Origin of the sequence: Streptomyces sp. NPDC059008, from assembly GCF_042749045.1 — a bacterium.
In the GTDB taxonomy this organism is placed as follows: Bacteria; Actinomycetota; Actinomycetes; order Streptomycetales; family Streptomycetaceae; genus Streptomyces.
In genome coordinates this window covers 66,461-88,397 of sequence record NZ_JBHYJC010000010.1, presented here as the reverse complement: position 1 = coordinate 88,397, position 21,937 = coordinate 66,461, and the positions used below count along the sequence as shown (strand labels likewise).

The window sequence follows — 21,937 nt, the reverse complement described above, 5'->3', positions numbered from 1 at the left end:
CGGTCAGGCCTCCGTTCCGGGGGTCTCCGCCGGAGCAGCGGCAGCGGCCTCGGCCTTGGGGGCCTCGGCAGCGGCGCTCTGCTGCTGCGGCTTGCGGCCGCCGCGGCCACCGCGCTCGCCACCGCGACGCGGGCGGTCGTTGCCGCCACCGCGAGCCGGGCGGTTACCCGCACGGGCGGCAGCGTTCTCGGCGCGAACCTCGGCGATGTTCTTGACGTCGCCCTTGTAGATCCAGACCTTCACACCGATGCGGCCGAAGGTGGTCTTGGCCTCGAAGAAGCCGTAGTCGACGTTCGCACGGAGCGTGTGCAGGGGCACACGGCCCTCGCGGTAGAACTCCGAGCGGGACATCTCGGCGCCGCCGAGACGGCCACCGCACTGGATCTTGATGCCCTTGGCGCCGGCCTTCATCGTCGACTGCATGCTCTTACGCATGGCGCGACGGAAGGAGACGCGGGACGAGAGCTGCTCGGCGACGGCCTGGGCCACCAGCTGCGCATCGGTCTCGGGGTTCTTGACCTCGAGGATGTTCAGCTGGACCTGCTTGCCGGTCAGCTTCTCCAGCTCGCCGCGGATGCGGTCCGCCTCGGCGCCGCGGCGGCCGATGACGATGCCCGGACGAGCGGTGTGGATGTCAACGCGGACGCGCTCACGGGTGCGCTCGATCTCCACCTTGGAGATACCGGCGCGCTCCATGCCCTTCGTCATCATGCGACGAATGGCGACGTCTTCCTTGACGTAGTCCTTGTACAGCTTGTCGGCGTACCAACGGGACTTGAAGTCCGTCGTCACACCGAGCCGGAACCCGTGCGGGTTTACCTTCTGGCCCATTACCGGGTTCCTTCCTTGCTGCTGACGACCACGGTGATGTGGCTGGTCCGCTTGCGGATCCGGTAGGCACGACCCTGGGCACGCGGACGGAACCGCTTCAGGGTCGGGCCCTCGTCGACGTACGCCTCGCTGATGACCAGCGAAGAGGCGTCGGTGTGGTCGTAGTTGTGCGCGGCGTTGGCAATGGCGCTGTCCAGCACCTTGCCCACCGGCACGCTCGCGGCCTGCGGGGCGAAACGCAGGACCGCCTGAGCCTCCGTGGCATCCATGCCACGGATAAGGTCCACCACGCGGCGGGCCTTCATGGGCGTGACGCGGATGTACCGCGCCTGGGCCCTGGCTTCCATGGTTGTCCCTTCGGTGTCAGTCATAGTCTTCGCACTCCGGTCGATCAGCGACGACGCGACTTGCGGTCGTCCTTCTCGTGGCCGCGGAAGGTGCGGGTCGGCGCAAACTCGCCGAGCTTGTGGCCGACCATCGACTCGGTGACGAACACCGGGACGTGCTTGCGGCCGTCGTGCACCGCGATCGTGTGGCCGAGCATGGCCGGGACGATCATGGAGCGGCGGGACCAGGTCTTGATGACGTTCTTGGTGCCTGCATCGTTCTGTACGTCCACCTTCTTGGCGAGGTGGTCGTCGACGAAGGGCCCCTTCTTGAGACTGCGCGGCATCTAAACCCGCTCCTAGCGCTTCTTGTTCGTCTTGCGGCGGCGGACGATGTACTTGTTGCTTGCCTTCTTCGGCGAGCGAGTACGACCCTCCTTCTGGCCCCAGGGCGAGACCGGGTGGCGACCACCGGAGGTCTTGCCCTCACCACCACCGTGCGGGTGGTCGACCGGGTTCATCACGACACCACGCACGGTCGGGCGGACGCCCTTCCAGCGCATACGGCCGGCCTTGCCCCAGTTGATGTTCGACTGCTCGGCGTTGCCGACCTCGCCGACGGTGGCGCGGCAGCGCACGTCGACCAGGCGGATCTCACCGGACGGCATACGAAGGTGGGCCATCGCGCCCTCCTTCGCCAGCAGCTGCACGGAGGCACCGGCCGAGCGGGCGAACTTCGCACCGCCGCCCGGACGCAGCTCGATCGCGTGGATCGTCGTACCCACGGGGATGTGGCGCAGCGGCAGGTTGTTGCCCGGCTTGATGTCGGCGCCAGGGCCGTTCTCAATCCGAGCACCCTGGACCAGGCCACGGGGCGCGATGATGTAGCGCTTCTCGCCGTCTGCGTAGTGCAGCAGCGCGATGCGCGCGGTGCGGTTCGGGTCGTACTCGATGTGCGCGACCTTGGCCGGCACGCCGTCCTTGTCGTGACGACGGAAGTCGATCACGCGGTAGGCGCGCTTGTGGCCACCACCCTGGTGGCGAACGGTCACACGACCGGCGTTGTTACGGCCGCCCTTGCTGTGCAGCGGGCGGACCAGCGACTTCTCCGGCGTGGACCGCGTGATCTCGACAAAGTCGGCGACGCTGGAGCCACGACGGCCCGGGGTCGTCGGCTTGTACTTGCGGATACCCATTTCTCAGTCCTCGTCCGATTCCGGACGACTCGGACTCCGTTAGGAGACCGGGCCGCCGAAGATGTCGATACGGTCGCCCTCGGCGAGGGTCACGATGGCGCGCTTGGTGTTGGCGCGCTTGCCGTAACCGGTGCGGGTGCGCTTGCGCTTGCCCTGCCGGTTGATCGTGTTGACCCCGGTGACCTTGACCGAGAAGACCGCCTCGACGGCCTGCTTGATCTGGGTCTTGTTCGCGCCGGGCGCGACGATGAACGTGTACTTGTTCTCGTCCAGCAGCGCGTAGCTCTTCTCGGAAACCACCGGCTTGACGAGAACGTCGCGCGGGTCCGTGAAGGTCTTGCTGGTGACGACGGCCTCAGTCATCAGGCGTCGCTCCCTTCGGTCTCAGCGGCCTTGGGGCCAGACACGAAGGACTCGAAAGCGGCCTTGGTGAAGACCACGTCGTCGGAGACGAGCACGTCGTACGTGTTCAGCTGGCCCGGCTCCAGGATGTGAACCTGGGGCAGGTTGCGGGCGGACAGCCACGCGGCCTCGTCGCTGCGCTCGGCGACCAGGAGCACGTTCTTGCGCTCGCTGACCTTGCCGAGGAGAGACTTGGCGGCCTTGGTGGAAACCGCGCCCTCGACCACGCCGGAAACGACGTGGATGCGGCTGTTGCGGGCCCGGTCGGTGAGGGCACCGCGCAGGGCGGCGGCCTTCATCTTCTTCGGGGTCCGCTGGCTGTAGTCACGCGGCACGGGGCCGTGGACGATGCCACCGCCGGCGAACTGCGGCGCACGGGTCGAACCCTGACGCGCCCGGCCGGTGCCCTTCTGGCGGTACGGCTTCTTGCCACCGCCGCGGACCTCGCCGCGAGTCTTGGTCTTGTGCGTGCCCTGACGGGCCGCGGCCAGCTGCGCGACAACGACCTGGTGGATCAGCGGAACGCTGACCTTGGCGTCGAAGATCTCCGCGGGGAGCTCGACGGACCCGGCCTTGTCGCCTGCCGGCGAAAGGATGTCAATGGTGCTCATCGGTTACCTCAGGCCCCCTTGGCCGCGGTACGGACCAGGACGAGGCCGCCGTTCGGACCAGGAACTGCGCCCTTGATGAGCAGCAGACCCTTCTCCGCGTCAACGGCGTGGACGGTCAGGTTCTGGGTGGTGACCCGCTCATTGCCCATACGGCCGGCCATCCGCATGCCCTTGAACACGCGGCCCGGGGTGGCGCAGCCACCGATGGAGCCCGGCTTGCGGTGCACGCGGTGGGCACCGTGCGAGGCCTTGCCGCCGTGGAAGCCGTGACGCTTCATGACACCGGCGAAGCCCTTGCCCTTGCTCTTGCCGGTCACGTCCACCTTGACGCCGGACTCGAAGGTCTCAGCGGTCAGCTCCTGGCCGAGGGTGTACTCGCCGGCATCGGGAGTACGGACCTCGACGAGGTGACGACGGGGGGTGACGTCGGCCTTCGCGAAGTGGCCCTTGAGGGGCTTGTTCACCTTGCGCGGGTCGATCTCGCCGAAGGCGATCTGGACGGAGTCGTAACCGTCCTGGTCATTGGTGCGCACCTGGGTAACGACGCAGGGGCCGGCCTTCACCACGGTCACCGGGACGACACGGTTGTTCTCGTCCCAGACCTGGGTCATGCCGAGCTTCTCGCCCAGGATGCCCTTGATCTGCTTAGCCATCTCTTCCGCGCCTCTCAGAGCTTGATCTCGATGTCAACGCCGGCCGGAAGGTCCAGGCGCATCAGCGAGTCAACGGTCTTGGGCGTCGGGTCGAGGATGTCGATCAGGCGCTTGTGCGTGCGCATCTCGAAGTGCTCGCGCGAGTCCTTGTACTTGTGCGGCGACTTGATGACGCAGTACACGTTCTTTTCAGTGGGCAGCGGCACCGGGCCCGCGACCGACGCACCAGTGCGAGTCACCGTCTCGACGATCTTCTTCGCCGAGGAGTCGATGACCTCGTGGTCGTAGGCCTTGAGCCGGATGCGGATCTTCTGTCCCGCCATGGCTACTTCGTAGTCCTGTCTCTCGTAACGCTCTGGGACCCGGCAGGCTCCGCTTCATCGAGAAGCAGTGTTCTTCTCCGACCCACGCGGTCGGGCGTGTCGCACCCCTTCTCGTAAATCTCCGCACGAGAGATCCTTCAAGAAGGAGGAGGCAGGGGAAGAACACCCACCGGGCGCCTGGCCGAGGCACCCCGCTGACGCTTCCCGGAAGATTCCCGTATTTCCGGCCCTGAGAAGGGACGACGAATACCTGGGACTCGCTTCCAGTCCTCCCGGCGGGAGGCGCGCAGCATCGGCACTCAACCGAGCAACCTGGACAGTGTGCCATACGCGGGATGGGTAAGGCCAATCGGACCCCAACTGTCAAGGAGCCCCGCCCACCTGATGGCGGACGGGGCTCCTCGAAGAACTGCTACCGGATCAACCGGATCAACAATTACTTGTTGATCTTGGTGACCTGGCCGGCGCCGACGGTCCGGCCACCCTCACGGATGGCGAACTTCAGGCCCTCCTCCATGGCGACCGGCTGGATCAGCTCGACCGACATCTCGGTGTTGTCGCCCGGCATGACCATCTCGGTGCCCTCGGGGAGGGTCACGACGCCGGTCACGTCCGTGGTACGGAAGTAGAACTGCGGGCGGTAGTTGTTGAAGAACGGGGTGTGACGGCCACCCTCGTCCTTCGACAGGATGTACGCCTGGGCCTCGAACGAGGTGTGCGGCGTGACCGAGCCCGGCTTGATGATGACCTGGCCGCGCTCGACGTCCTCGCGCTTGATGCCACGGAGGAGCAGACCGACGTTCTCACCGGCCTGGCCCTCGTCGAGCAGCTTGCGGAACATCTCGATGCCGGTGACCGTGGTGGTGGTCTTCTCGGTCTTGATGCCGATGATGTCGACGGTCTCGTTGACCTTGAGGACACCACGCTCGATACGACCGGTGACAACGGTGCCACGGCCGGTGATCGTGAAGACGTCCTCGATCGGCATCAGGAACGGCTTGTCGACGTCACGCTCGGGCTGCGGGATGGACTCGTCGACGGCCTTCATCAGGTCGAGGACGGACTTGCCCCACTCGGCGTCGCCCTCGAGCGCCTTGAGCGCCGAGACCTTGACGACCGGGACGTCGTCGCCCGGGAACTCGTACTCGGAGAGGAGCTCACGGACCTCGAGCTCGACGAGCTCCAGGATCTCCTCGTCGTCCACCATGTCGGCCTTGTTCAGGGCGACGACGATGTAGGGAACGCCGACCTGGCGGGCCAGGAGCACGTGCTCCTTGGTCTGCGGCATCGGACCGTCGGTCGCGGCGACCACGAGGATCGCGCCGTCCATCTGGGCGGCACCGGTGATCATGTTCTTGATGTAGTCCGCGTGACCGGGGCAGTCGACGTGGGCGTAGTGACGCGACTCGGTCTGGTACTCGACGTGCGCGATGGAGATGGTGATACCGCGCTGGCGCTCCTCAGGAGCCTTGTCGATCTGGTCGAAGGCCGAGGCCTCGTTCAGGTCCGGGTACGCGTCGTGCAGCACCTTGGTAATGGCGGCCGTGAGGGTCGTCTTACCGTGGTCAATGTGACCGATGGTGCCGATGTTGACGTGCGGCTTAGTCCGCTCGAACTTCGCCTTCGCCACTGGGGTCCTCCTGTGGAGTGGTTCTGTACGCCTTACTCATCGGCGCCAGGTGATCTTTGCTGGGGTGCCGGCTGCCGGGGCATTCCTCACGGATTGCGGGGATTACCCCGGCAGACGGTGTCAAGCCTAAAGCGTGTTCCGACTCGCGGGAGACGGAGCTACTCGCCCTTGGCCTTCGCGATGATCTCCTCGGCGACGTTCCGCGGAACCTCGGCGTAGGAGTCAAACTGCATCGAGTAGCTTGCGCGACCCGACGTCTTGCTGCGGAGGTCTCCGACGTAGCCGAACATCTCCGAGAGCGGAACCAGGCCCGTGACGAGCTTGGCGCCGGCGCGCTCCTCCATGGACTGAATCTGACCACGGCGGGAGTTGATGTCGCCGATCACATCGCCCATGTAGTCCTCGGGCGTGGTGACCTCGACCTTCATCATCGGCTCCAGCAGGGCCGGGCTGGCCTTGCGGGCGGCCTCCTTGAAGGCCATCGAACCGGCGATCTTGAAGGCCATCTCGGAAGAGTCGACCTCGTGGAACGCACCGTCGAGGAGCGTGACCTTGACGCCGGTCAGCGGGTAGCCGGCGAGAACACCGAACTCCATGGCCTCCTGGCAGCCCGCGTCCACGGACGGGATGTACTCCCGCGGGATACGGCCACCGGTGACCTTGTTCTCGAACTCGTACCCGTCGCCCTCGAGCGGCGCGATCGCGATCTGCACCTTCGCGAACTGGCCGGAACCACCAGTCTGCTTCTTGTGCGTGTAGTCGAGACGCTCGACGGCCTTGCGCAGGGTCTCACGGTAGGCGACCTGCGGCTTGCCGACGTTGGCCTCGACCTTGAACTCACGCTTCATACGGTCGACCAGCACGTCGAGGTGCAGCTCGCCCATACCCGCGATGATGGTCTGGCCGGTCTCCTCGTCGGTGTGCACCTGGAACGAGGGGTCCTCTTCGGCGAGGCGCTGGATGGCGACACCCAGCTTCTCCTGGTCGCCCTTGGACTTGGGCTCGATGGCGACCTGGATGACCGGCGCCGGGAAGTCCATCGACTCCAGGATCACCGGGTGGCTCGCGTCGCAGAGGGTCTCACCGGTGGTGGTCTGCTTCAGACCCATGACGGCGACGATGTCACCGGCACCCACCGACTCGATCTCCTCACGCTTGTTCGCGTGCATCCGGTAGATCTTGCCGATGCGCTCCTTCTTGCCCTTCACCGAGTTCTGCACCTGCGAGCCGGCCTCGAGGCGGCCCGAGTACACCCGGATGAAGGTGAGCTTGCCCAGGTGGGGGTCGCTCGCAATCTTGAACGCGAGGGCGGCCAGCGGCTCGCTCTCGGACGGCTTGCGCGCGACGACCTGCTCCGCGTCGTTGACCGCGTGGCCCTCGATGGCCTCGACGTCCAGCGGGGAGGGCAGGTAGCGCACGACCGCGTCGAGCAGCGGCTGCACACCCTTGTTCTTGAAGGCGGTACCGCAGAACACCGGGGTGACGGTGGTGACGTCGGCCTTGCCGGAAGCGATCGTGATACGGCGGATCGCCGCGTACAGCTGCTCCTCGGTGGGCTCCTGGCCCTCCAGGTACAGCTCCATGATCTCTTCGTCGTTCTCGGCGACGGCCTCGAGCAGCTTGCCGCGCCACTCGTCGGCGGCCTCGGCGTGCGTGGCCGGGATGTCGACGACGTCGTACATCTCGCCCTTGGCGGCCTCGGCGGACCAGACGAGCGCCTTCATGCGGACGAGGTCGACCACGCCCTTGAAGTCGGCCTCGGTGCCGATCGGCAGCTGCATCACGATCGGGGTCGCGCCGAGGCGGTCCGTGATCATGTCGACGCAGCGGTGGAACTCGGCACCGGTACGGTCCAGCTTGTTGACGAAGCAGATACGCGGCACGCCGTAGCGGTCCGCCTGACGCCAAACGGTCTCGGACTGCGGCTCGACACCGGCGACGCCGTCGAACACCGTCACGGCACCGTCGAGCACGCGCAGCGAGCGCTCCACCTCGACGGTGAAGTCGACGTGGCCGGGCGTGTCGATGATGTTGATGGTGTGATCGACGTCCTCGAGCGGCCAGTGACAGGTCGTCGCGGCGGACGTAATCGTGATGCCGCGCTCCTGCTCCTGCTCCATCCAGTCCATCGTGGCAGCGCCGTCGTGGACCTCACCGATCTTGTACGAAACGCCGGTGTAGAACAGGATCCGCTCGGTGGTGGTCGTCTTGCCCGCGTCGATGTGGGCCATGATCCCGATGTTGCGGACCTTGGCCAGGTCAAGCGAAGTGGTGGCCATAGTGGCTCAATCTTCTCTCGGTCTCGATGTGGGTTGCGACTACCAGCGGTAGTGCGCGAAGGCCTTGTTGGACTCGGCCATCTTGTGCGTGTCCTCGCGCTTCTTGACCGAAGCGCCGAGGCCGTTGGAGGCGTCGAGCAGTTCGTTCATGAGGCGCTCGGTCATGGTCTTCTCGCGGCGGGCGCGGGAGTAGCCCACGAGCCAGCGGAGCGAGAGAGTGGCCGCACGGCCGGGCTTGACCTCGACCGGGACCTGGTAGGTCGCGCCACCGACGCGGCGGGACTTGACCTCAAGGGTCGGCTTGATGTTCTCGAGCGCGCGCTTGAGCGTGATGACCGGGTCGTTGCCGGTCTTCTCGCGCAGACCCTCCATGGCGCCGTAAACGATGCGCTCGGCGGTGGAGCGCTTGCCGTTCAGCAGAACCTTGTTGATGAGGGAGGTCACCAGAGGAGAGCCGTAGACCGGGTCGATGATGACCGGGCGCTTCGGGGCGGGGCCCTTACGAGGCATTCTTACTTCTCCTTCTTGGCGCCGTAGCGGCTGCGAGCCTGCTTGCGGTTCTTGACGCCCTGCGTGTCGAGGGAGCCGCGGATGATCTTGTACCGAACACCCGGCAGGTCCTTCACACGGCCGCCACGCACGAGCACGATCGAGTGCTCCTGGAGGTTGTGGCCCTCACCCGGAATGTAAGCGGTGACCTCGATCCCGCTGGTCAGACGCACACGCGCGACCTTACGCAGGGCCGAGTTCGGCTTCTTCGGGGTGGTGGTGAAAACACGCGTGCAGACGCCACGGCGCTGGGGAGAACCCTCGAGCGCGGGCGTCTTGTTCTTCTCGACCTTGTCCTGCCGGCCCTTGCGGACCAGCTGCTGGATCGTAGGCACCGTTTCTCCGGTTTCTGTGTGCCAGTCTCGGTAAAGCTAACCTGGAACGCCCCCGACCCACGCGGTCGGGTGTGTCGAATACTGCAGTCCGGTCCTCGCTGGAACGAGTGAGGCGGCAGATTGCGGTGTCATAAACCTGGCTCCCGTGTGGACGCCGCTCCCGGCCCAGTGGCTGGGGGAGAATGCGCGCACGGCAGCCCAGGGACACCCCAGGCACAAGGTCAGAGCGTACCTACCGCATTGGCTGCGGTCAAAACAAATGCACACGCGAAGGACACGCCGGACTCGTCACGGCGTTGCGGCCACCGTAGTGCGATCCACGGCCGTACGGAAGAAGGCGCCACACCCCTGCAACACGCCCGGGCCACGCCGGAATCCACCGGAGCCGTCAGAGGCCGACCGCCGCCGACAGGATGAAGATCAGCAGGAAGAGCGCCCAACCGCCGATCGCCAGCCAGCCCAGGATCAGTCCCGTGATGGCCTGCCCGTCCCCGCCCTGTCCGGTCCGGCGGATCTCGGCGCGCGCCTTGTGCCCCAGGATGACCGCCGGGATCGCCGTCAGGCCCCAGGTCACCGGCGTCATGATCCCGCAGACCAGCGCGCCGGTCGCCGAGCTGTTCGTCGTCACCGGCATCGGCATCGGCATCGGCATGAACGTCGCCGGCACCATCGGCCGCTGCGGCATGAACTGCGCCTGCGGCACCGGCCCCATCGGCAGGTCCGCGACCAGCATCTGCAGCTCGGAATGCGTCTGCGCCTCGTAGGCCCGGGCGATCCGCTGCTCGTACTCCGGCTGCAGCAGCCGCCCCTCGGCGAACCCCGCCTTGAGCACATCGACCGCCCGCTCACGATCGGCGTGCGAAGCCCGCATGGCCGGCACCTGATTCGGCGGCTGAGCGGGCTGTCCACCCTGCCAAGGCTGGAATGCCACTTCGCGAACCTCCCCCCGCTCGACAGTTCTCCCCATCTTCTCATCACAGACGCAGCAATGGGGAGACAAGTTCCCCCGCACGGCCCCCAATGCCGCAGGGCGGCCACCCCACGAGGGGTGACCGCCCTGTTGCTGTCGTACCGGCCGTCGTGCCGGTACACATCGGCTTACTGGTTGTACGGACCGTAGTCGTAGTCCTCCAGCGGGACCGCCTGGCCGGAGCCGGTGCCGAAGGGCGAGTAGTCGATGTCGTCGTAACCGACGGCCGAGTACATCGCGGCCTTGGCCTCCTCGGTGGGCTCGACCCGGATGTTGCGGTAGCGGGACAGGCCCGTACCGGCCGGGATGAGCTTACCGATGATGACGTTCTCCTTGAGGCCGATCAGGGAGTCCGACTTGGCGTTGATCGCCGCGTCGGTCAGAACCCGGGTCGTCTCCTGGAAGGACGCCGCCGACAGCCAGGACTCGGTGGCCAGCGAAGCCTTGGTGATACCCATCAGCTGCGGACGGCCGGAGGCCGGGTGGCCGCCTTCCGCCACGACGCGACGGTTCTCGCCCTCGAACTTCGTGCGCTCCACCAGCTCGCCCGGCAGCAGCTCCGCGTCGCCGGACTCGATGATCGTCACACGGCGCAGCATCTGCCGGATGATGATCTCGATGTGCTTGTCGTGGATCGCCACGCCCTGGCTGTTGTAGACCTTCTGGACCTCGCCGACCAGGTGGACCTGGACGGCGCGCTGGCCGAGGATCCGCAGCACGTCGTGCGGGTTGACGGCACCCACGGTCAGCGGCTGGCCGACCGTGACGTGGTCGCCCTCCGCCACCAGGAGGCGGGCACGCTTGGAGACGCCGTACGCCGTCTCGTCGCTGCCGTCGTCCGGGGTGACGATGACCTTCTTGGTCTTCTCGGTCTCCTCGATCCGGACGCGGCCGGCCGCCTCCGAGATCGGGGCGACACCCTTGGGCGTACGGGCCTCGAAGAGCTCGACGACACGCGGCAGACCCAGGGTGATGTCGTCACCGGCCACACCACCGGTGTGGAAGGTACGCATCGTCAGCTGGGTGCCGGGCTCACCGATGGACTGGGCGGCGATGATGCCGACCGCCTCACCGATGTCGACCAGCTTGCCGGTGGCCAGCGAACGGCCGTAGCAGTAGGCGCAGGTGCCGACCGCGGACTCACAGGTCAGGACCGAGCGGGTCTTGACCTCCTCCACGCCCGCGTTGACCAGCGCGTCGATGAGCACGTCACCGAGGTCGACGTTGGCCGGTGCGACGACCTTGCCGTCCACCACGACGTCCTCGGCGAGCATGCGGGCGTAGACGCTGGACTCGACGTCGTCCGCCTTGCGCAGGACACCGTCGGCGCCCTTCGAGGCGATCCGCAGCTTGAGGCCGCGCTCCGTACCGCAGTCCTCCTCGCGAATGATGACGTCCTGGGAGACGTCGACCAGACGACGGGTGAGGTAACCGGAGTCGGCGGTACGCAGAGCGGTGTCCGCCAGACCCTTACGGGCACCGTGCGTGGAGATGAAGTACTCCAGCACGGACAGACCCTCGCGGAACGACGCCTTGATCGGACGCGGGATGGTCTCGTTCTTCGCGTTCGACACCAGACCACGCATACCGGCGATCTGCCGCATCTGCATCATGTTTCCTCGGGCACCCGAGTCAACCATCATGAAGATGGGGTTGGTCTTGGGGAAGTTCTCGTTCATCGCCTCGGCGACCTCGTTGGTCGCCTTGGTCCAGATGTTGATCAGTTCCTGAGTGCGCTCGTCCTTGGTGATCAGACCGCGCTCGTACTGCTTCTGGACCTTCTCGTCCTGGGCCTCGTAGCCCGCGACGATGGCCTTCTTGGCCTCCGGCACGACGATGTCGGAGACGGCGACGGTGACGCCCGAGCGGGTGGCCCAGTGGAAACCGGCCGCCTTCAGGTTGTCCAGGGTCGCCGCGACGATGACCTTCGGGTAGCGCTCGGCCAGGTCGTTGACGATCGCGGAGAGCTGCTTCTTGCCCACCGAGTAGTCGACGAACGGGTAGTCCTCGGGCAGCAGCTCGTTGAAGAGCGCACGGCCCAGGGTCGTCCGCAGGCGGAAGCTGTCACCCTGCTGCCACTCGGTCGCACCGAAGCCGTCGGCCTCGTCCACGGCCGGCGGGGTCCAGCCACGCGGCGGGACGGTGCCGATCGGGAAGCGGATGTCGACCTTGGCCTGGAGCGAGAGCTCGCGGGCGTCGAAGGCCATGATCGCCTCGGCGACCGAGCCGAAGGACCGGCCCTCGCCCTTGACCTCGCGCTCCTCCTCGTCCGTGGTGAGGAAGAAGAGGCCCAGCACCATGTCCTGGGTCGGCATGGTGACCGGACGGCCGTCGGCCGGCTTGAGGATGTTGTTCGAGGACAGCATCAGGATGCGGGCCTCGGCCTGCGCCTCCGCGGACAGCGGGAGGTGGACGGCCATCTGGTCACCGTCGAAGTCCGCGTTGAACGCGGTGCAGACGAGCGGGTGGATCTGAATGGCCTTGCCCTCGACCAGCTGCGGCTCGAAGGCCTGGATGCCGAGGCGGTGCAGGGTGGGAGCACGGTTCAGCAGAACCGGGTGCTCGGCGATGACCTCTTCGAGGACGTCGTACACGACCGTGCGGCCGCGCTCCACCATGCGCTTGGCGCTCTTGATGTTCTGCGCGTGGTTGAGGTCCACCAGGCGCTTCATCACGAACGGCTTGAACAGCTCCAGCGCCATGGCCTTGGGCAGACCACACTGGTGCAGCTTGAGCTGCGGGCCGACGACGATGACGGAACGCGCCGAGTAGTCGACTCGCTTACCGAGCAGGTTCTGACGGAAGCGGCCCTGCTTGCCCTTGAGCATGTCGGACAGCGACTTCAGCGGGCGGTTACCGGGACCGGTCACCGGGCGACCGCGGCGGCCGTTGTCGAACAGCGCGTCGACGGCCTCCTGCAGCATCCGCTTCTCGTTGTTCACGATGATCTCGGGGGCGCCGAGGTCAAGGAGACGCTTGAGGCGGTTGTTGCGGTTGATCACACGGCGGTACAGGTCGTTCAGGTCGGAGGTCGCGAAGCGGCCACCGTCCAGCTGCACCATCGGACGCAGGTCCGGCGGGATCACCGGGATGCAGTCCAGCACCATGCCCTTGGGGCTGTTGCGGGTCTGCAGGAAGGCGGAGACGACCTTGAGGCGCTTGAGCGCACGGGTCTTCTTCTGGCCCTTGCCGGTCCGGATGATCTCGCGGAGGCGCTCGGCCTCCTCGTCCAGGTCGAAGGTCTCCAGGCGCTTCTGCAGGGCAGCGGCACCCATGGAACCGTCGAAGTACGTGCCGAAGCGGTCACGCAGCTCGCGGTAGAGCAGCTCGTCGCCCTCAAGGTCCTGGACCTTGAGGTTCTTGAAGCGGTTCCAGACCTCGTCGAGACGGTCGATCTCGCGCTGCGCACGGTCGCGCAGCTGCTTCATCTCACGCTCGGCGCCCTCGCGCACCTTGCGGCGCACGTCGGCCTTGGCGCCCTCGGCCTCCAGCTCGGCCAGGTCGGTCTCGAGCTTCTTGGCGCGGGCCTCCAGGTCGGAGTCGCGGCGCTGCTCGATCTGCTGGCGCTCGACGGAGACGTGGGCCTCCAGCGAGGGCAGATCGCGCGTACGGCGCTCCTCGTCCACGAACGTGATCATGTACGCGGCGAAGTAGATGACCTTCTCGAGGTCCTTGGGCGCGAGGTCCAGCAGGTAGCCCAGCCGGCTCGGCACGCCCTTGAAGTACCAGATGTGGGTAACAGGAGCGGCCAGCTCGATGTGGCCCATCCGCTCACGGCGCACCTTGGCGCGAGTGACCTCGACGCCGCAGCGCTCGCAGATGATGCCCTTGAAGCGGACGCGCTTGTACTTACCGCAGTAGCACTCCCAGTCCCGGGTCGGACCGAAGATCTTCTCGCAGAAGAGTCCGTCCTTTTCGGGCTTGAGGGTGCGGTAGTTGATGGTCTCCGGCTTCTTGACCTCACCGTGGGACCACTGACGGATGTCGTCAGCGGTGGCGAGGCCGATCCGCAGCTCGTCGAAGAAGTTGACGTCGAGCACTATGCGTCAATCCCTCTCAGGGTCGTGTCTAGATGGTCTGTACGGGGTCCGGGGCGGGGCCGGGACCTCCTTGGAGCAAGGGGGTCCCGGCCAGACCCGTCAGACCTCTTCGACGCTGCTCGGCTCGCGCCGGGACAGGTCGATGCCGAGCTCCTCCGCAGCGCGGAAGACGTCCTCGTCGGTGTCGCGCATCTCGATGGACATGCCGTCCGAGGACAGCACCTCCACGTTGAGGCACAGGGACTGCATCTCCTTGATGAGCACCTTGAAGGACTCGGGGATGCCGGGCTCGGGGATGTTCTCGCCCTTGACGATGGCCTCGTAGACCTTCACGCGGCCGGTCACGTCGTCGGACTTGATCGTCAGCAGCTCCTGGAGGGCGTACGCGGCGCCGTAAGCCTCCAGCGCCCACACCTCCATCTCACCGAACCGCTGGCCACCGAACTGAGCCTTACCACCCAGCGGCTGCTGGGTGATCATCGAGTACGGACCGGTCGAACGCGCGTGCAGCTTGTCGTCGACCAGGTGGTGCAGCTTGAGGATGTACATGTACCCGACCGAGATCGGGTCCGGGAACGGCTCACCGGAGCGGCCGTCGAACAGCTGCGCCTTGCCGGAGCCCTTGACCATCCGCTCGCCGTCGCGGTTGGGGAGCGTGGAGTCGAACAGACCCGCCAGCTCGTCCTCGCGCGCACCGTCGAAGACCGGGGTCGCGACGTTGGTGCGCGGCGCGACGTCGTCGGCGCCGATCGCCTGCAGACGCTGCTGCCACTCCTCGGAGCCCTCGACCTTCCAGCCCTGGCTGGCGAGCCAGCCGAGGTGGATCTCCAGGACCTGTCCCGGGTTCATTCGGGACGGGACACCCAGCGGGTTGAGGATGATGTCGACCGGGGTGCCGTCCTCCAGGAACGGCATGTCCTCGACCGGCAGGATCTTCGAGATGACGCCCTTGTTGCCGTGGCGGCCGGCGAGCTTGTCACCGTCGGTGATCTTGCGCTTCTGGGCGACGTAGACGCGGACCAGCTGGTTCACGCCCGGGGGCAGCTCGTCGCCCTCCTCGCGGTCGAAGACGCGGACGCCGATGACCTTGCCGATCTCACCGTGCGGCACCTTCAGCGAGGTGTCGCGCACCTCGCGCGCCTTCTCACCGAAGATCGCGCGGAGCAGGCGCTCCTCGGGGGTCAGCTCGGTCTCACCCTTGGGCGTGACCTTGCCGACGAGGATGTCGCCGGCGACGACCTCGGCACCGATCCGGATGATGCCGCGCTCGTCGAGGTCGGAGAGGACCTCCTCGGAGACGTTCGGGATGTCCCGGGTGATCTCCTCGGGGCCGAGCTTGGTGTCACGGGCGTCGACCTCGTGCTCCTCGATGTGGATCGAGGAGAGGACGTCGTCCTGCACGAGGCGCTGCGACAGGATGATCGCGTCCTCGTAGTTGTGGCCCTCCCACGGCATGAACGCGACGAGCAGGTTCTTGCCGAGCGCCATCTCGCCCTGGTCCGTGGACGGACCGTCGGCGAGGACCTGGCCCTCGATGACCCGCGCGCCCTCGTCCACGACGACCTTCTGGTTGAAGGAGGTGCCCTGGTTGGAGCGGGTGAACTTGGCGACGCGGTACGTGGTGTACGTGCCGTCGTCGTTGGCGACGGTGATGTAGTCCGCGGAGACCTCCTGGACCACACCGTCCTTCTCGGCCTTGATGACGTCGCCGGCGTCGACCGCGCAGCGGTACTCCATGCCGGTGCCGACCAGCGGCGACTCCGCCTTGATCAGCGGAACGGCCTGGCGCATCATGTTCGATCCCATGAGCGCGCGGTTGGCGTCGTCGTGCTCGAGGAACGGGATCATGGCGGTCGCGGCCGACACCATCTGGCGCGGCGAGACGTCCATGAAGTCCACCTCGTCGGCGGGGACGAGGTCGACCTCGCCGCCACGACGGCGGACCAGCACACGCTGCTCGGAGAAGCGCATGTCGTCGCTGAGCTTGGCGTTGGCCTGCGCGATCAGGAAGCGGTCCTCCTCATCGGCGGTGAGGTAGTCCACCTCCTCGGTGACCTGGCCGTCGACGACCTTGCGGTACGGCGTCTCGATGAAGCCGAAGACGTTGACCCGGCCGTAGGAGGCCAGCGAGCCGATCAGACCGATGTTGGGACCTTCAGGGGTCTCGATCGGGCACATGCGGCCGTAGTGCGACGGGTGCACGTCACGGACGTCCAGGCCGGCCCGCTCACGGGAGAGACCACCCGGGCCCAGCGCCGACAGACGGCGCTTGTGGGTCAGACCCGACAGCGGGTTGGTCTGGTCCATGAACTGGGACAGCTGGCTGGTGCCGAAGAACTCCTTGATGGAGGCGACGACCGGCCGGATGTTGATCAGGGTCTGCGGCGTGATCGCCTCGACGTCCTGGGTGGTCATGCGCTCGCGCACGACGCGCTCCATACGAGCCAGACCCGTGCGGACCTGGTTCTGGATGAGCTCGCCGACGTTGCGCAGACGACGGTTGCCGAAGTGGTCGATGTCGTCGGTCTCGACGACGATCTCCCGGCCGCTCTCGCCCATCGTCTCGGTCTCGCCGGCGTGCAGCTTGACCAGGTACTTGATGGTGGCGATGACGTCGTCGGTGGTCAGCACGCCCGCGTCGAGCGGCTCCTCGCCGCCGAGCTTCTTGTTGACCTTGTAGCGGCCGACCTTGGCGAGGTCGTAGCGCTTGGGGTTGAAGTACAGGTTCTCCAGCAGCGTCTGCGCGGCCTCACGGGTCGGCGGCTCGCCCGGACGCAGCTTGCGGTAGATGTCCAGCAGCGCGTCGTCCTGACCCTGGGTGTGGTCCTTCTCCAGGGTGGCGCGCATGGACTCGTACTCGCCGAACTCCTCGAGGATCTGCTCGGTGGTCCACCCGAGCGCCTTGAGCAGGACGGTCACGGACTGCTTGCGCTTGCGGTCGATGCGCACACCGACCATGTCGCGCTTGTCGATCTCCATCTCCAGCCAGGCACCCCGGGACGGGATGATCTTGGCGGAGAAGATGTCCTTGTCGGACGTCTTGTCGATGGAGCTGTCGAAGTAGACGCCCGGCGAGCGGACCAGCTGCGAGACGACGACACGCTCGGTGCCGTTGATGCAGAAGGTGCCCTTGTTGGTCATGAGCGGGAAGTCGCCCATGAAGACCGTCTGGGACTTGATCTCGCCGGTCTCGTTGTTGGTGAACTCGGCGGTGACGAACAGCGGAGCCGCGTACGTGAAGTCGCGCTCCTTGCACTCGTCGATGGAGTTCTTCGGGGGCTCGAAGCGGTGGTCGCGGAACGTCAGCGACATCGACCCGGAGAAGTCTTCGATCGGGGAGATCTCTTCGAAGATCTCTTCGAGACCGGACTTGGTGGGAACTTCCTGCCCACTCTCCAGCGCAGCCTCGACGCGACCCTTCCATGCGGCATTGCCGAGCAGCCAGTCGAAGCTTTCGGTCTGCAGCGCAAGGAGGTTCGGAACCCCGAGGGGCTCCTTGATCTTCGCAAAAGAGATGCGCAGCGGGGCGGTGCTGTCGCCGTTGTTCGTATTGGCAGTCGAGGCGTTGCGCGAGGCGGCCAAGAGGGGGTCCTTCCGAGGGCTCGGACTCACTACGCGCGTACCGGTTCCGAATCGAGCAGACTGAGAGAAAGCCCAGGTCAGGGCGGATCATCCAGCTTTGCTCGGGCTCGGATATGCCCCTGGTGACGGGCAGGGAGCAGCTAACAGGCAGCGCAAAGGGTCAGTGTAGCCACTTGGCACACTGATGTCCAGAGCGAGTTTCCGAAGACCGGTTCAGCACTGTGATACCGATCTTCTCCCTCCGGGAGGTCGCGTCCTCCCCGACGGAGGATCCCCTCGTTGTTTGTTCTTCTCAATGCCCTGCGCCTGCCGAAAGCCCTGCGCCAGTGGCGCACACCGATGCTTCCCTCTTCGTCGGCGATCCATGCCTCGAACCCTGGATCGCTTCTGCGTCGCGTCCCGAGAATTGCGCGCCGCGTGCGGTTCGTCAAGGCCCCCCACCTCTGCGAGATCGTCACATGGGGGCACGTCCGGGCAACGATGATCACCATACTCGCACTCCGGCCCCGGGCAATGCAGCCGTGGCGAGCACGCCGAAGGGCGACCACCCGCATGGGTGATCGCCCTTCGCTGTCGTCCGTTACGCCTCAGGCGCTCAGGACCCGAGTCAGAGACTCAGTGGGGTCACTTGACCTCGACGGAGGCGCCGGCGCCCTTGAGGGCCTCGGCGGCCTTCTCCGCGGCGTCCTTGGCGACCTTCTCGAGGACCGGCTTCGGGGTGCCGTCGACGAGGTCCTTGGCCTCCTTCAGGCCCAGGGAGGTCAGCTCACGCACGACCTTGATGACCTGGATCTTCTTGTCACCGGCGCCGGTGAGGATGACGTCGAACTCGTCCTGCTCCTCGGCGGCCTCGGCGGCGGCGCCACCAGCGGCACCGGCGACGACGACCGGCGCGGCAGCGGCGGCGGTGACGTCGAACTTCTCCTCGAACGCCTTCACGAACTCGGAGAGCTCGATGAGGGTCATCTCCTCGAACTGCGCGAGCAGATCTTCCTGGCTGAGCTTCGCCATGGTGGCGGTCCTTCCACTAATTCGGCTGGTGCCGGATGTACATAAAAGGCGGGCGTACTGGGCCCGCTACGACCGTCGCCTCACGCGGCGACGATCACTGCGCGAGCCGAATTACTCGGCACCGCCCTGCTCGGCCTGCTTGGCGCGAAGCGCGTCCACGGTGCGGACCAGCTTCGACGGGAGCGCCTGGAAGACCGAAGCAGCCTGGGACTGCTTGGCCTTGAAGGCACCCGCCAGCTTGCTGAGCAGAACCTCGCGGGACTCGAGGTCCGCAAGCTTCTTGATCTCGTCGGCGGACAGCGCCTTGCCGTCAAGGACACCGCCCTTGATGACGAGAGCGGGGTTCTCCTTGGCGAAGTCACGAAGACCCTTCGCCGCCGTGACCGGGTCACCGGTCACGAAGGCGACAGCGGTCGAGCCCTTGAGGTGCTCGTCCAGCTGAATCCCGGCCTCCTTGGCCGCGATCTTGGTCAGCGTGTTCTTCACCACACGGTACTGAGCGTTCTCGCCGAGAGAACGACGCAGCTCCTTGAGCTGCGCCACAGTCAGTCCGGTGTAAGAAGTCACAACAGCTGCGTTGGATTCACGGAGCTTCTCAGTGATCTCCGCAACGGCTGCGTTCTTTTCAGACGTCGCCATGAGCCTCGGCCTCCTTCCGGGTGATGAGGACCGCGCAGAAGGGGCTGGGCAAAACAAACGCCCCGGCGCAGGCGCACGGGGCGAGACTCGACCAGGCATACACCCGGGAGTTCTTCCACATTCACACCTGCGCAGGCCGTCCGCAGCTAGCGGATCCTTCGGCCACCGCACATCCGTGATCGGACGCGCAGAGACAACCAGCGGTCTTTGGCTTCGCGGATACGTTACGGGAGCGGCCCGCGTCAGGCAAATCGGCCGGGAAGGGGCAGTGGGCGCCCCTCCCGGCCGACGGGCCGAACGTGCGTAGCGGCGCGCGTTACGGCTGGGAGACCTTGTCGAAGTCCACGGTCTCACCGGCCGGCGGCTCGGTCACCGTGACCTTGGTGCCGTAGTCCGAGTAGTAGACCGTCGAGTCGAACGTGGTGGCGCCACCGACCATCTGCTCGCGCTTCTTGACCAGCAGGTTGTCCGAGCTGATCCACAGATCGATGGTCTCGTTCTTCGTGCCGGCGGCCTTCAGCTGCGCCTCCAGCGCCTTCAGGTCCTGCTCGCTGATGCTCTTGGACTGCATGCGCGTCAGCTCGGACACCGAGAGCGTGCCGGTGTAGTGGGTCGCCTGGACGCCGCGGACGTCCTCCTTGCCGGCTTCCTTGACCTTGCCCGAGGCGATCAGCAGCTGCATCGCGCGGTTCGGGTTGTTGTTGTTCATCTGGTCCTTGAGCAGCGCGCCGGCCGGACCCATCTTCTTCGCGAGCGCGTCGTAGTCGTACTTCACCCAGTTCTTGCCGCCCACCGGCATCCCGGCGGCGCCCATGTTCATGAACATCGCCTGCGGCGTGTACAGCGTCTTCACGGGCTTGCCGGCCACCGGGGACTGGCCGCCGGACTGCGTGATGTCGACGTCCATCCGCATGCCTGCGGACCAGTCCATCGCACCCTTCATCGTCTGGGTGGACGGGCCGTTCTTGATCTCGCCGTCGACCTTGGCGGACTTCTTGCCGTCGGTCTGCTCCGAGGCGGTCTTCAGCGAGGCGAGCGCCACCTCCAGCGGCGACTTGCCGTCCGCGCCGCCGCTTCCGCCGGCGTTGTCACTCTTGTTGCCGTTACAACCGGTCAGACCGGCCACCATGACAACTCCCGCCACAACGGCGGCCATACGCGTGCTGCGCACTCGGGCTCCCCCTTTAAATCTGCCTTACGGACCTCGGGACGACCTTAGACCAGAGGGGTGACAGCGCATGCGTCAGGCCCCGCTCTCCTCGCCGGAGAACGGGGCCTGAATGCGAGGTGCGCGCGCTACGAGGCGTCGTCGATCAGGAAGATCAGACGGCCTCGTCCTCGACGAGGAGGTTGCGGGTGCGGTTGGCGTCCAGCGGGATGCCGGGGCCCATCGTGGTGGTGATGGTGGCCTTCTTGATGTAGCGGCCCTTGGCGGCGGACGGCTTGAGGCGGGTGATCTCCTCGAGCGCCGCGGCGTAGTTCTCCACCAGCTTGGTCTCGTCGAAGGAGACCTTGCCGATGATGAAGTGGAGGTTCGCGTGCTTGTCCACGCGGAACTCGATCTTGCCGCCCTTGATGTCGGTGACAGCCTTGGCGACATCCGGGGTGACGGTGCCGGTCTTCGGGTTCGGCATCAGACCACGGGGACCGAGCACGCGGCCGAGGCGGCCGACCTTGCCCATGAGGTCCGGGGTGGCGACGACGGCGTCGAAGTCCAGGCGACCCTTGGAGACCTCGTCGATGAGCTCGTCCGAGCCGACGATGTCGGCGCCGGCGGCTTCCGCGGCCGCAGCACGGTCACCGGTCGCGAAGACCAGGACCCGGGCGGTCTTACCGGTGCCGTGCGGGAGGTTCACGGTGCCACGGACCATCTGGTCGGCCTTGCGCGGGTCGACGCCCAGACGCATGGCGACCTCGACGGTCGCGTCGAACTTGGTCGAGGAGGTGTCCTTGGCGAGACGGACGGCCTCGAGCGGGGCGTACAGACGCTCCCGGTCGATCTTCGCGTCCGCGTTGCGAAGAGTCTTGCTGCGCTTCACTTCTGCTCCTGATGCAGTGGGTGGAGTCGTGGTGCGGACCAGCGCCTGGTCCTGCCACGGGGGTGCCAAAAAGGGGCTGGGATCAGCCCTCGACCGTGATGCCCATGGAGCGGGCGGTGCCGGCGATGATCTTCGACGCGGCGTCCAGGTCGTTGGCGTTCAGGTCGGGCATCTTGGTGGTGGCGATCTCGCGGACCTGCGCCTCGGTGATCTTGGCGACCTTGGTCTTGTGCGGCTCGCCGGAGCCCTTCTCCACGCCCGCGGCCTTCAGGATGAGCTTCGCGGCCGGCGGAGTCTTGGTGACGAAGGTGAAGGAACGGTCCTCGTAGACCGTGATCTCCACCGGCACGACCATGCCACGCTGCGACTCGGTCGCGGCGTTGTAGGCCTTGCAGAACTCCATGATGTTGACGCCGTGCTGACCCAGCGCGGGGCCGACCGGCGGAGCCGGGTTTGCGGCACCGGCCTGGATCTGGAGCTTGATAAGCCCCGTGACCTTCTTCTTCTTGGGAGGCATGCTC

General features: G+C 66.4%; 20 protein-coding genes. All 20 read right to left on the bottom strand.

Going from position 1 to position 21,937, the window contains the following annotated elements:
- Nucleotides 1-3: 3 nt before the first annotated feature.
- The 20 genes from rpsC to rplK all read right to left on the bottom strand — a co-directional run bounded on the left by rpsC (nt 4) and on the right by rplK (nt 21,933).
- Nucleotides 4-831 carry a 30S ribosomal protein S3 gene (rpsC, locus tag ACFWZH_RS15250; RefSeq protein ID WP_069567069.1) on the bottom strand — a complete coding sequence of 276 codons (828 nt, stop codon included), beginning with the start codon at nt 829-831 and terminating at the stop codon, nt 4-6.
- Nucleotides 831-1,178: a 50S ribosomal protein L22 gene (rplV, locus tag ACFWZH_RS15245; protein ID WP_004571827.1), complete on the bottom strand. Its 348-nt coding sequence runs from the start codon at nt 1,176-1,178 to the stop codon at nt 831-833. Before rplV ends, rpsC begins: the two co-directional genes overlap by 1 nt.
- Before the next feature lie 44 nt (nt 1,179-1,222).
- Entirely contained in the window at nt 1,223-1,504 is a 282-nt protein-coding gene (gene rpsS / locus ACFWZH_RS15240) for a 30S ribosomal protein S19 (protein ID WP_016571057.1), read from the bottom strand.
- 12 nt (nt 1,505-1,516) lie between these two features.
- The gene (gene rplB, locus ACFWZH_RS15235; RefSeq protein ID WP_030413014.1) at nt 1,517-2,353 is read right to left on the bottom strand and encodes a 50S ribosomal protein L2; all 837 of its coding nucleotides are present in this window, start codon (nt 2,351-2,353) and stop codon (nt 1,517-1,519) included.
- 39 nt (nt 2,354-2,392) lie between these two features.
- Nucleotides 2,393-2,716, bottom strand: coding sequence for a 50S ribosomal protein L23 (rplW, locus tag ACFWZH_RS15230; RefSeq protein ID WP_042155860.1), 324 nt, complete (start codon nt 2,714-2,716; stop codon nt 2,393-2,395).
- Nucleotides 2,716-3,366: a 50S ribosomal protein L4 gene (rplD, locus tag ACFWZH_RS15225; RefSeq protein WP_384429893.1), complete on the bottom strand. Its 651-nt coding sequence runs from the start codon at nt 3,364-3,366 to the stop codon at nt 2,716-2,718. The genes rplW and rplD overlap by 1 nt, the downstream gene beginning before the upstream one ends.
- A gap of 8 nt (nt 3,367-3,374) precedes the next feature.
- Nucleotides 3,375-4,019, bottom strand: coding sequence for a 50S ribosomal protein L3 (rplC, locus tag ACFWZH_RS15220; protein ID WP_006604873.1), 645 nt, complete (start codon nt 4,017-4,019; stop codon nt 3,375-3,377).
- A 14-nt stretch (nt 4,020-4,033) separates the two neighbouring features.
- A complete protein-coding gene (gene rpsJ / locus ACFWZH_RS15215) occupies nt 4,034-4,342 on the bottom strand; it encodes a 30S ribosomal protein S10 (RefSeq protein WP_003948644.1) in 309 nt (102 codons plus the stop codon).
- A 436-nt stretch (nt 4,343-4,778) separates the two neighbouring features.
- Nucleotides 4,779-5,972, bottom strand: coding sequence for an elongation factor Tu (gene tuf, locus ACFWZH_RS15210; RefSeq protein ID WP_384429890.1), 1,194 nt, complete (start codon nt 5,970-5,972; stop codon nt 4,779-4,781).
- A 158-nt stretch (nt 5,973-6,130) separates the two neighbouring features.
- A complete protein-coding gene (fusA, locus tag ACFWZH_RS15205) occupies nt 6,131-8,251 on the bottom strand; it encodes an elongation factor G (RefSeq protein ID WP_384429887.1) in 2,121 nt (706 codons plus the stop codon).
- A gap of 39 nt (nt 8,252-8,290) precedes the next feature.
- Nucleotides 8,291-8,761 (bottom strand): 30S ribosomal protein S7, encoded by a 471-nt coding sequence (gene rpsG / locus ACFWZH_RS15200; RefSeq protein WP_004571813.1) that lies wholly within the window; start codon nt 8,759-8,761, stop codon nt 8,291-8,293.
- Between the two features lie 2 nt (nt 8,762-8,763).
- The gene (gene rpsL / locus ACFWZH_RS15195; protein WP_003948652.1) at nt 8,764-9,135 is read right to left on the bottom strand and encodes a 30S ribosomal protein S12; all 372 of its coding nucleotides are present in this window, start codon (nt 9,133-9,135) and stop codon (nt 8,764-8,766) included.
- A 388-nt stretch (nt 9,136-9,523) separates the two neighbouring features.
- Entirely contained in the window at nt 9,524-10,006 is a 483-nt protein-coding gene (locus ACFWZH_RS15190; RefSeq protein WP_384429884.1) for a DUF1707 and DUF4190 domain-containing protein, read from the bottom strand.
- 227 nt (nt 10,007-10,233) lie between these two features.
- Entirely contained in the window at nt 10,234-14,145 is a 3,912-nt protein-coding gene (locus ACFWZH_RS15185; protein WP_384429881.1) for a DNA-directed RNA polymerase subunit beta', read from the bottom strand.
- Nucleotides 14,146-14,244: 99 nt separating this feature from the next.
- Nucleotides 14,245-17,727, bottom strand: a complete 3,483-nt coding sequence (rpoB, locus tag ACFWZH_RS15180; RefSeq protein WP_384429878.1) for a DNA-directed RNA polymerase subunit beta — start codon at nt 17,725-17,727, stop codon at nt 14,245-14,247.
- A 624-nt stretch (nt 17,728-18,351) separates the two neighbouring features.
- Complete coding sequence (gene rplL, locus ACFWZH_RS15175; protein ID WP_384429875.1) at nt 18,352-18,738, bottom strand: 50S ribosomal protein L7/L12; 387 nt, start codon at nt 18,736-18,738, stop codon at nt 18,352-18,354.
- A gap of 111 nt (nt 18,739-18,849) precedes the next feature.
- Nucleotides 18,850-19,377: a 50S ribosomal protein L10 gene (gene rplJ / locus ACFWZH_RS15170; RefSeq protein WP_384429872.1), complete on the bottom strand. Its 528-nt coding sequence runs from the start codon at nt 19,375-19,377 to the stop codon at nt 18,850-18,852.
- A 316-nt stretch (nt 19,378-19,693) separates the two neighbouring features.
- Nucleotides 19,694-20,548 carry a hypothetical protein gene (locus tag ACFWZH_RS15165; protein ID WP_384429870.1) on the bottom strand — a complete coding sequence of 285 codons (855 nt, stop codon included), beginning with the start codon at nt 20,546-20,548 and terminating at the stop codon, nt 19,694-19,696.
- Nucleotides 20,549-20,699: 151 nt separating this feature from the next.
- The gene (gene rplA / locus ACFWZH_RS15160) at nt 20,700-21,416 is read right to left on the bottom strand and encodes a 50S ribosomal protein L1 (protein ID WP_384429867.1); all 717 of its coding nucleotides are present in this window, start codon (nt 21,414-21,416) and stop codon (nt 20,700-20,702) included.
- A gap of 82 nt (nt 21,417-21,498) precedes the next feature.
- Nucleotides 21,499-21,933, bottom strand: coding sequence for a 50S ribosomal protein L11 (gene rplK, locus ACFWZH_RS15155; RefSeq protein WP_016571043.1), 435 nt, complete (start codon nt 21,931-21,933; stop codon nt 21,499-21,501).
- Nucleotides 21,934-21,937 lie beyond the last annotated feature (4 nt).

What these genes read in the sequence shown, in the direction of transcription:
- rplB (WP_030413014.1), bottom strand. Translation starts at nt 2,353, where the DNA reads ATGGGTATCCGCAAGTACAAGCCGACGACCCCGGGCCGTCGTGGCTCC.
- rplK (WP_016571043.1), bottom strand. Translation starts at nt 21,933, where the DNA reads ATGCCTCCCAAGAAGAAGAAGGTCACGGGGCTTATCAAGCTCCAGATC.
- rplC (WP_006604873.1), bottom strand. Translation starts at nt 4,019, where the DNA reads ATGGCTAAGCAGATCAAGGGCATCCTGGGCGAGAAGCTCGGCATGACC.
- ACFWZH_RS15190 (WP_384429884.1), bottom strand. Translation starts at nt 10,006, where the DNA reads ATGCGGGCTTCGCACGCCGATCGTGAGCGGGCGGTCGATGTGCTCAAG.
- rplW (WP_042155860.1), bottom strand. Translation starts at nt 2,716, where the DNA reads ATGACTGAGGCCGTCGTCACCAGCAAGACCTTCACGGACCCGCGCGAC.
- rplL (WP_384429875.1), bottom strand. Translation starts at nt 18,738, where the DNA reads ATGGCGAAGCTCAGCCAGGAAGATCTGCTCGCGCAGTTCGAGGAGATG.
- rpsG (WP_004571813.1), bottom strand. Translation starts at nt 8,761, where the DNA reads ATGCCTCGTAAGGGCCCCGCCCCGAAGCGCCCGGTCATCATCGACCCG.
- rpsC (WP_069567069.1), bottom strand. Translation starts at nt 831, where the DNA reads ATGGGCCAGAAGGTAAACCCGCACGGGTTCCGGCTCGGTGTGACGACG.
- rplV (WP_004571827.1), bottom strand. Translation starts at nt 1,178, where the DNA reads ATGGAAGCCAGGGCCCAGGCGCGGTACATCCGCGTCACGCCCATGAAG.
- rpsS (WP_016571057.1), bottom strand. Translation starts at nt 1,504, where the DNA reads ATGCCGCGCAGTCTCAAGAAGGGGCCCTTCGTCGACGACCACCTCGCC.
- rpsJ (WP_003948644.1), bottom strand. Translation starts at nt 4,342, where the DNA reads ATGGCGGGACAGAAGATCCGCATCCGGCTCAAGGCCTACGACCACGAG.
- rplD (WP_384429893.1), bottom strand. Translation starts at nt 3,366, where the DNA reads ATGAGCACCATTGACATCCTTTCGCCGGCAGGCGACAAGGCCGGGTCC.
- rplJ (WP_384429872.1), bottom strand. Translation starts at nt 19,377, where the DNA reads ATGGCGACGTCTGAAAAGAACGCAGCCGTTGCGGAGATCACTGAGAAG.
- fusA (WP_384429887.1), bottom strand. Translation starts at nt 8,251, where the DNA reads ATGGCCACCACTTCGCTTGACCTGGCCAAGGTCCGCAACATCGGGATC.